Below are 8,479 nucleotides of genomic sequence, written 5' to 3'. Positions count from 1 at the left end.
CTTCACAGGCGACACCCATCCGGGTTCGAATCCGTTGGGCCTGTCGTTCGAGGGCGGTCGCCGCCTCGTCCGCCGCCTGTGTCTCGGCCTAGTCGTCGGGTTCCATGACGAGCGTCTCCGTTTCGCTCGACCTCCCGCTTCCCCTCGCCTTCTCGATGGCGTCCTCGTCCCCGATGTCCATGAGGACGACCTTACCGGCGTCGTGTGCCGCCGCCAGTTTCGCGGCGAACATCGCCGCCCCTTCGGCGTACTCGCCGCGCATCGGAACCAGAACGTGGTCGTCGCCGCTCGTGGACTGATACAGGTAGCGCGAGCGTTTCTGGTACACCTCGGTGTGCCACACGCTGAAAATCGAGATGACGATGAGGCTCGAAATGATGACGCTGAGGACGTACGTCGGTTGGTGGACGCCGACGACGACGGCGAGCAACGCGGTCGAGAACGCCGCCGGGAGTTCGAGCGAGAGCGACCACGTCGTCACGAGCGTCAGAAACACGGCCAGTGCGGCGGTTATCGGATGTGCGTGTAACGGCTGCAGGTCGGGAATGTGGAGGTACGTCTCGGAGAAGTAGACCGAAAACCAGCCACACACCGCACCCGTTCCGAGGCTGCCGACGAAGTTTCGAGGCGAGGCGTATCGTCCGTTCGGGTCGCTGAACAGGGTGTACGTCCCCGAAGCGAGCGGCGGATAGAGCAGAAACGACAGCATCGACACGCGGTCCGAAATCGCCGTTATCCCGGCGATCAGAAGCGGTAGCGCGAAGAGCGCGGTCAGGTGACGAAGGTTCGCGCTCGTCTCCAACCAGCGACGAAATTCCTCCGTCTCACGGCGTCTGGTCCGGCGAAGACGGGACAGCACGCGCTCGTACATCGTCCACATCGATTCTCGCATTGGGCAAGAGTTGTCCACCCCGAGGCATATTCGTTTCTGCCAATTTGGGTCTGACCGAATCCATTCTGGTTGTCCACCCGAGTCGAGAATCCACTCCGTTCGTCCACCCGAGTCGATCTACTTGTCCGCGCTGGTGTTGGGAAGTTTCGGGTCGGTGACGACCGGAATTTCCACCTCGTTGCGCGACAGTTCGGGCACGTTGTCGTAGGCGTCGAGGATGTCGCTTCGAGTGACGATGCCGACGGGGTGGTTGGACTCGTCCACGATCGGAATGCGACCGACGTCCAGTTTCTCCATGATATCGACGACGGAAAGCAGGTTCGCGGACGGCGGCACGGTCAGCACGTCCGTCGACCCGATCTTCTCGACCGGGGACCGGTCCTCGTCGGGCAGGTCGATCTCCTCACGACCTTCGATGGTGTGGATGATGGAGTTCGTGAGTTCGGATTCGAGATCGGTGAGCGTGATGATCCCGACGAGGCTTCCACCCTCGTCCACGATGGGGAGCCCGTGATGTTTCGTCTGTTGGAACATCATGAGGGCGTCCTCGCAACTGGCCCCGACCGATAGCGTATCGACCTTCGTCGTCATCACGTCCTTTGCACACAAGTCCTCCAGGCTCCCGATACGTCGTTCCTGAACCGTGATACCGAGTTCGCGGAGCTTCTCGGTGAAGATCGTCCCACGGTTGAGCAGTCGTTGGGTGACGATACTGCCGATGACCGTGACGACGAGGAGCGGAAGGATGATGGTGTACTGGCCGGTCAACTCGAAGATGATGAGCGTCGCCGTCAGCGGCGCACGCGCCGTCGCCGCGAACACGCCACCCATCCCGACGAGGGCGTAAGCTCCAGCTCCGGCGATTGCGAGGGCGGGGATGAACGTGAACGTGTGGGAGATGTCGGTGAATAGTATGCTGGAGAGGATACCGAACCCGCCACCGACCATCGCGCCGATGTAGAGTCCCGGCGAGAAGACCCCTCCGGAACTGCCACTGCCGACCGAAAAGGAGAACGCCAGCAGTTTCAGCAGTGCCAGCGCGAGGATGACCTGCAGCGAGAGGTGGCCCGCGATGGCCGTGTGGATCGTCGTATATCCCACACCGAACAACCAATCGGCGGTCGTGATCGGCGTCTCGTGGAGGAAGAGGGCACTCAAGAGGACGGTTCCCCCGAGGAGCAGGCCGCCGACGGCCGGTTTCACGTACTCGGGCACGTCGAGGCGGTCGAAGACGTGTTCGGTGCCGTAGAGGGTTTTCACGATGACAGCGCCGATGACTCCGATAACGAAGCCGAACACGATGTACAGCGGGAACTCCAACGCGGGCGTCAGCATGTGATAGTGAATGCCGTTTCCGTTGTTGACGCCGTGGACGAGGAACTCCTGAACACCGGGACTCGGGGTGAACTGGAGGATCGTCCGCGCGACTGCAGTAGACATCACGGAGGCCAGTACGACGACGATGACGTTCTGGAGGTAGTATTCGGCGAGCAGGATCTCCAGCGCGAACATGACGCCCGCCAGCGGCGCGTTGAACGTCCCCGCGATTCCGGCCGCCGCCCCGGCGGCCACCAGGGTTCGGGTGTATTTCTGATCCATGAATCGACCGAAGAACGAACCTGCCGCGCTGCCGATCTGAATGATGGGTCCTTCACGACCGAGCGATCCACCACTGCCGATGGCGATGGACGATGCAACGGTCTTGTACACGGATATTTTCGGGTCGATCTTCCCCCCACGGACGAGCATCGATTCCATGACTTTCGGCACGCCGCTGCCCTTGACCTCCGTCGTCGTGAGTTTGATGACGATACCGACGAGCAACCCGCCGATGGTCGGAATCAAGAGCAGTTCGAGCGGACCGAGAAACGAGAGCGCGTCGTAGACGTTGGGGATATCGATGAGGTTGAACTGAACGCTGCCGGGATTGAGCTTCTGCCCGAAGAAGACTTCCTGTGCCGCCCAGATACTCAGTCGAAAAAGAACAGCGCCGAGTCCGGCGATAACGCCGATGACGATCGCGATGAGGTTCATCCGGATTTCTTCGTCTTTGAGTGAGAGCCCGGATGAACTATCACCTGACTTCGAATTTGAGCTGGAAAGGATAGGTAATGCGCTCGATAACCCCATTTATGTGCCTATACTGAGCCAGGGGGGAATTCCCTTTCGGTATAGAGACGACGCGAGAAGTGGACGATCCTAAACGAAAGACGGCATCCGGTCGTACGCATCCAGCACGTCGCTCCGTGTGACGATACCGACCACGGTACCGTCGTCCACCACTGGCAATCGACCAATATCTAGCGATTCCATCCGGTCCACGACCGAGAGCAGGTTCGTGTCCGGGTGGACGGTACAGACGTCCGTGGTACAGACGTCGCCGACCGTTTGTTCCGCCTCGGGTCTGTCGGTTTCCCCCTCCACACGTCCGGTCATGAACGGTTCGAGGTCGGTCAACGTGATGATACCGACGATGTGATCGTTTTCATCGGTGACCGGAAAACCGCCGTGGTCGCTGGTTCGAATCGTCGGTATCGCCTCCTCGACCGACAGGTCCTCCGAAAGCGTCTCGACCTTCGTCGTCATCACGTCGCTCGCACACAGGTCTTCCAAACTCCCGATACGTCGCTCTTGGACCGTGATTCCACGCTCACGGAGTTTTTCGACGTAGATGGTACTGCCGTGGAGAAGACGGTTCGAGAGTTCGTTGCCGAGAACGCAGACGAGCAAGAGCGGGAGGATGATGTCGTACTGGCCGGTCAACTCGAAGATGATGAGCGTCGCCGTCAGCGGCGCGCGTGCGGACGTCGCGAAGATACCGCCCATCCCGACGAGGGCGTAGGCACCCGGCCCAGCAGTTCCGGGCACGAACGCGTGGGCGATGGTGCCGTACGTCCCGCCGAGCATCGCACCGATATAGAGGGAAGGAGAGAACACGCCGCCGGAACTGCCGCTGCCGACCGAGAGGGAAAAGCCGACGGCTTTCATCAGCGCGAGTACCAACAGCAACCCGATGCCGAAGTTCCCGAGGATACTGTGACGTATCGTATCGTATCCGACGCCGAACAGCCACGTCGCACTCCGAAGGTCGGAGACGCCGAACACGGCCGCCGTGACGAGTGCCGAGAGGCCGAGCAACGCTCCGCCGAATGCGGGTTTCGTCGCGGCGGGAACGTCGAATCGGTCGAACACGTGTGCGGTACCGTAGAGCAGTTTCACGACGCCAGCGCCGACGACGGCGACGAGCAGACCGAGTACGATGTACAGCGGGTATTCGACCAGTGGGGAGACGAGGTGGTACTGAATAGGCACCAGGAACGCACGAACACCGGGTTTCGGTGTGAAATCGAGGAACGCCCGAGCGACTGCCGTCGCCGTCACCGCACTCAACACGACGGCGATGACGTTTTGGAGGTAGTATTCGGCGAGCAGGATTTCCAACGCGAACATGACGCCCCCGAGTGGTGCGTTGAACGTTCCCGCGATTCCCCCCGCTGCTCCCGCCGCGACCAACGTCCGGGTGTAGGCGTGACGCTCCACGTACCGCTCGAAGAACGACCCGGCCGCGCTGCCGATTTGGACGACGGGTCCTTCGCGGCCGAGCGACCCACCGCTCCCGATGGCGATGGACGACGCGACCGTTTTGTACACCGCGACTTTCGGGTCGATTTGGCCGCCGCGAACGAGAATGGATTCGAGCACTCTCGCGACCCCGGTTCCCCTGACCTCCGGCGACGTCAACTTGATGACGACGCCGACGATGAGACCGCCGATGGCGGGAAGCAAGAGGAACCGAACGGGACCGAGGGCCGCGAGGACCGAAAAGGCGTTAGGAACGGCAACGAGCGGTAACTCGACGCTTCCGGGGTTTAGTGCCGGTCCGTAGAACAGTTCCTGGACGATCCAGATGGCGAATCGAAAGACCACTGCGCCGAGTCCGGCGACGATTCCGGTCGCGAGGGACAGAACGAGCATCCGAAGGTCGCCGTCCAACGGGAACGACCGTAGGGACGATGGAGACAGGGACGGAACACCGTCCACTGCCGGGTCGTCGCCCCCTCTCCCTCCAGCCATGGACACCAACACGACGGGGAGTTGCTACACTCTTGTGGTCCGCCAGACGAAAAACGGCCGCACTTACGACAGCGAGACGACCGCGTCGAGCGTGATTCGAATCGCGCGCTCGACGTTGTTCTTCGCCTTCTCCGGCAGTTCGTCGTCCTCGGTGTCGGTTCCCTTCTGGGTCCCTTTCACGAGGTTGCCATCGACGGTACAGATGGCACCCGAGCGCATGCCCTTCCGGCGTGCGACGGAGAAGACGGCGGCCGCCTCCATCTCGACGGCGAGGATGTTCGCTTCCTCCCACGCTTCGACGTACTCGTCGGTCTCGGCGTAGAACGCGTCGTCGGACGCGATGGGACCGACGTGGACGTCCTCGTCGTTGCTTTCGGCCGAATCCACGAGCGCCGAGAGGACGTCGTAGTCCGGCACCGCCGGGTAGGTGTCCTTCTCGTAGCGACGGGTCGTCCCCTCGTCCTTGGCCGCACCCGTGGCGACGATCATGTCGCCGATTTCGATGTCCTGCTGGAGCGCGCCGATGGTCCCGACGCGGATGACGGTCTCGACGCCGACGGCGTGCATCTCTTCGAGCGCGATGGTCGCCGAGGGACAGCCGATACCGGTCGAGCAGATGGTGAGCGGAACGCCGTCGTACTCCGCGTTGACGACCTTGTATTCGCGGTTCTCGGCGACGACTTCCGAGGAATCACACTGGGCCGCGATTCGATCCACGCGTCCGGGGTCGCCGGGGATCAGCGCGATGTCGTTCAGGTCGCCCTCGTCAACGAGCAGGTGCGGTTGCATTGCCATGGCCGAGGGTTTTCAGGTGAGATAGAAAAGGTTAGCTGTAGCGAGTGAGGATGTCGCGTTCTCGAAGTTCCGAGCACCCCAACAAATACTGTTATATATTTTGAATGAAAACCGAGGTCTGATGTCACACTGCCCTGATTGCGGCGATGAGATAGAGAACTTGGCCAAAGGAAACGCGACTGCCCGGCACACGTTCAGCGCGGCGACGGTGTGGGAGTGTCCCCACTGCGGCGTGATCCTCGGCGTGAGCGACAACGGATAGAGAACCCTTCTACGGCAGGTACCGAACGCTCACCGTTCCGTCCTCCGAGCGGATTTCGACGCGGTTGACCCCCAATCGGGCGGCGCGTGCGAGCGTCCCCTCGTCGTCCAGCACGTCGGCGACGGCGTCCTCGGTCTCCTCCGGCGGAACGGATAGAACGTGAATCTCGCCGATTCCGGCGCGTTCGGTCCGTTCGAGGTCGCCGACGTCCTGTTCGGCGGCGACCTCCCGTTCGTGGCTGGTCGGCGGTTCGTCGCTCTCGTGGACGGTGAGGGGCCGTCGCTCGTCGAGTTCGACGACTTCCCACGTCACCTCCATCGGCGGTTCGGGGGCGACGGTCGCCTCGACCGCGTCGTCCGTTTCGACGCCAGGGTTAGTCGAGAAGGTGTGTACCTGTCCATCGTGAACGTCCTTCAGCACTGCCGACTCCTCTTCGGCGTGGGTGACGAGGAACGTGCTCGTCTTCTCGGTCATGGCGGGTGGTATGACGCGGTGCCTTTTCCGGGTTGCGCTCCCGTCCAACGGTACATCGCGGAACGTTCTTCGACGATTTGTCGATGGTTTCCGAAGAACGTTTGAAACGGATGGTTCTCTATAGCGGTATGAGCACTGAGAACGCCGCCGACTCGCCGGATGGAAGCGCCGAGAGCGCCGCGACCGACGAGCGCCACGAGAACGCCCGACAGAACGTCGTCGCCGTGGACGGGGACGACAACGAACTGGACATCGTCAACCGACTGGACGCCCACATGGGCGACGGCATCCGCCACCGCGCCTTCACCGCCCTCATTTTCAACGAGGACGGGGACATCCTGCTCGCCCAGCGGTCGCCGACGAAGCGCCTCTGGGACACCTACTGGGACGGCACCGTCGCCTCCCACCCCAACCCCGGCCAGTCCCAGGAGGAGGCCACTCGCCAGCGCCTCGAAGAGGAACTTGGCATCTCGCCCGACCAGTACGACGACCTGCGCGTGACCGACAAGTTCGAATACAAACGCTACTACCCGCAGGAGGGCGTCGAACACGAGGTCTGTTCAGTGCTCAAACTCACCCTGTCGGACACCTCGCTCGATCCCGTCGAGGAGGAAGTCGGCGGCGTGATGTGGGTCCCCTACGAGCGCCTATACGAGAATCCGCGCTGGTACCGTCAACTTCGCTTGTGCCCGTGGTTCGAAATCGCCATGCGGCGGGATTTCGAGTAACGTCCACGAAATTCGTTTTTCGTTCCGTTTCGTCGCGGTGGTGAGTAGGACGACAGGGGTTCCTTCCGAGAACGAGGTCCAAAGACGGTTGTGTCACGTTCACACACTCACCGAAAATAATTGTCAGGCTGTGAGGAATAGACTGAAAGATGGCTAAAACACGCGACCTCACACCCGACAATGCGGAAGAGCTGACAGAGCTCTACGAGGAGTACGAGTGGTGGGAGGACCGCGAAGTCGACGGCGTTCGAACCGCTCTCGCCGAAACCGAAGTCGTCGTCGGCGTCGAATGCGAGACATCCGGAAAATCCGGAGACGGCGACCTCGTGGCGGCGGCACGGGTGCTGACCGACTACACGTACTACGCGAACGTGTTCGACGTCATCGTCGCCGCCGACCGCCGCGGGGAGGGGTTCGGTGAAATTCTGATGGAGGCGGTCGTTGACCATCCCGACCTCCAGAGTGTCGTCGGCTTGTCCCTGCTCTGTCGTCGTGGACTGGTGCCGTACTACGAGTCGGTCGGCTTCGATTTGTTCGACCCAGAGATGGAAATCCCGGAAGGTGGCGTCGAGAGGCTGGTTCGGATGACGTACGAGCAAACAAACTGAACCGATGGCCGGGCGAGCGAACCGCTCTCGACGGGAGAAAAATATCGAAAACGGAATCCTCTGTTATCTCAGTTCCCGCGGCCCTGCATCTTCTCTTCGTCCGGCAGGTCCACGTTGGCCTCGCCCTTCATGCCCGCGCCGATGTCCTTGCTGATGTCGGCGAGGCGCTCGGGGTCGTCCCAGTTGTTCGTCGCTTCCACGATGGCGTTGGCCATCACGGGCGGGCTCTCCGCGCCGAAGATACCCGAGCCGACGAAGATGCCGTCACAGCCGTGGTGCATCATCAGCGCCGCGTCTGCGGGCGTCGCGATGCCACCGGCCGCGAAGTTGACTACGGGAAGACGACCTGCTTCGGCCGTCTCGTGGACGAGTTCTGCGGGGGCTTCGAGTTCGCGGGCGATCATCTCGCGCTCCTCGTGGGTCTTGCCCTGAAGCTCCCGAATCGCCCCCTTGATGGTGCGCTGGTGGTGAACGGCTTGGTTCACGTCGCCGGTTCCGGCCTCGCCCTTCGTGCGGATCATCGCCGCGCCTTCGTTGATGCGGCGAAGCGCCTCGCCGAGGTTACGCGCGCCGCAGACGAACGGTGAGGTGAACTCGCGCTTGTCGATGTGGTACTTCTCGTCCGCGGGGGTGAGGACCTCGGACT

The 8,479-nt window shown here is 62.0% G+C and carries 8 protein-coding genes and 1 pseudogene; 3 read left to right on the top strand and 6 right to left on the bottom strand.

The window, feature by feature from the left end; genetic code table 11:
• Positions 1 to 88: 88 nt before the first annotated feature.
• From WBV42_RS07350 to WBV42_RS07335, 4 genes are all read right to left on the bottom strand, one after another.
• On the bottom strand, positions 89 to 892 hold the full coding sequence (locus tag WBV42_RS07350; protein WP_423985446.1) for an HPP family protein: 804 nt from the start codon (positions 890 to 892) through the stop codon (positions 89 to 91).
• A 117-nt stretch (positions 893 to 1,009) separates the two neighbouring features.
• Entirely contained in the window at positions 1,010 to 2,926 is a 1,917-nt protein-coding gene (locus WBV42_RS07345) for a chloride channel protein (protein WP_423985445.1), read from the bottom strand.
• A gap of 165 nt (positions 2,927 to 3,091) precedes the next feature.
• Positions 3,092 to 4,966, bottom strand: a complete 1,875-nt coding sequence (locus WBV42_RS07340; protein ID WP_423985444.1) for a chloride channel protein — start codon at positions 4,964 to 4,966, stop codon at positions 3,092 to 3,094.
• A gap of 63 nt (positions 4,967 to 5,029) precedes the next feature.
• The gene (locus WBV42_RS07335) at positions 5,030 to 5,761 is read right to left on the bottom strand and encodes a nucleoside phosphorylase (RefSeq protein WP_423985443.1); all 732 of its coding nucleotides are present in this window, start codon (positions 5,759 to 5,761) and stop codon (positions 5,030 to 5,032) included.
• Positions 5,762 to 5,882: 121 nt separating this feature from the next.
• On the opposite strand from WBV42_RS07335, the gene WBV42_RS07330 reads away from it, so the two are divergent.
• On the top strand, positions 5,883 to 6,023 hold the full coding sequence (locus WBV42_RS07330) for a phage terminase large subunit family protein (RefSeq protein WP_253225124.1): 141 nt from the start codon (positions 5,883 to 5,885) through the stop codon (positions 6,021 to 6,023).
• Between the two features lie 9 nt (positions 6,024 to 6,032).
• Here the strand turns inward: WBV42_RS07330 and WBV42_RS07325 are convergent, their stop codons facing one another.
• Complete coding sequence (locus WBV42_RS07325) at positions 6,033 to 6,497, bottom strand: DUF5812 family protein (RefSeq protein ID WP_423985442.1); 465 nt, start codon at positions 6,495 to 6,497, stop codon at positions 6,033 to 6,035.
• A gap of 128 nt (positions 6,498 to 6,625) precedes the next feature.
• Here WBV42_RS07325 and WBV42_RS07320 point away from each other — a divergent pair, with 128 nt between their 5' ends.
• The gene (locus tag WBV42_RS07320; RefSeq protein WP_423985441.1) at positions 6,626 to 7,225 is read left to right on the top strand and encodes an NUDIX hydrolase; all 600 of its coding nucleotides are present in this window, start codon (positions 6,626 to 6,628) and stop codon (positions 7,223 to 7,225) included.
• A 149-nt stretch (positions 7,226 to 7,374) separates the two neighbouring features.
• Positions 7,375 to 7,833 carry a GNAT family N-acetyltransferase gene (locus tag WBV42_RS07315; protein ID WP_423985440.1) on the top strand — a complete coding sequence of 153 codons (459 nt, stop codon included), beginning with the start codon at positions 7,375 to 7,377 and terminating at the stop codon, positions 7,831 to 7,833.
• A gap of 68 nt (positions 7,834 to 7,901) precedes the next feature.
• Here WBV42_RS07315 and WBV42_RS07310 read toward each other — a convergent pair.
• Positions 7,902 to 8,479, bottom strand: a pseudogene (locus tag WBV42_RS07310) (pyridoxal 5'-phosphate synthase lyase subunit PdxS); the annotation flags it as partial.

Source organism: Haladaptatus sp. (assembly GCF_049589095.1).
Classification (GTDB): Archaea; Halobacteriota; Halobacteria; order Halobacteriales; family Haladaptataceae; genus Haladaptatus.
This window is presented reverse-complemented; position numbering and strand designations above follow the sequence as displayed.

Excerpts from the sequence above, each read along its gene's own strand:
- WBV42_RS07350 (WP_423985446.1), bottom strand. The coding sequence starts at position 892 with ATGCGAGAATCGATGTGGACGATGTACGAGCGCGTGCTGTCCCGTCTT.
- WBV42_RS07345 (WP_423985445.1), bottom strand. The coding sequence starts at position 2,926 with ATGAACCTCATCGCGATCGTCATCGGCGTTATCGCCGGACTCGGCGCT.
- WBV42_RS07340 (WP_423985444.1), bottom strand. The coding sequence starts at position 4,966 with ATGGCTGGAGGGAGAGGGGGCGACGACCCGGCAGTGGACGGTGTTCCG.
- WBV42_RS07335 (WP_423985443.1), bottom strand. The coding sequence starts at position 5,761 with ATGGCAATGCAACCGCACCTGCTCGTTGACGAGGGCGACCTGAACGAC.
- WBV42_RS07330 (WP_253225124.1), top strand. The coding sequence starts at position 5,883 with ATGTCACACTGCCCTGATTGCGGCGATGAGATAGAGAACTTGGCCAAA.
- WBV42_RS07325 (WP_423985442.1), bottom strand. The coding sequence starts at position 6,497 with ATGACCGAGAAGACGAGCACGTTCCTCGTCACCCACGCCGAAGAGGAG.
- WBV42_RS07320 (WP_423985441.1), top strand. The coding sequence starts at position 6,626 with ATGAGCACTGAGAACGCCGCCGACTCGCCGGATGGAAGCGCCGAGAGC.
- WBV42_RS07315 (WP_423985440.1), top strand. The coding sequence starts at position 7,375 with ATGGCTAAAACACGCGACCTCACACCCGACAATGCGGAAGAGCTGACA.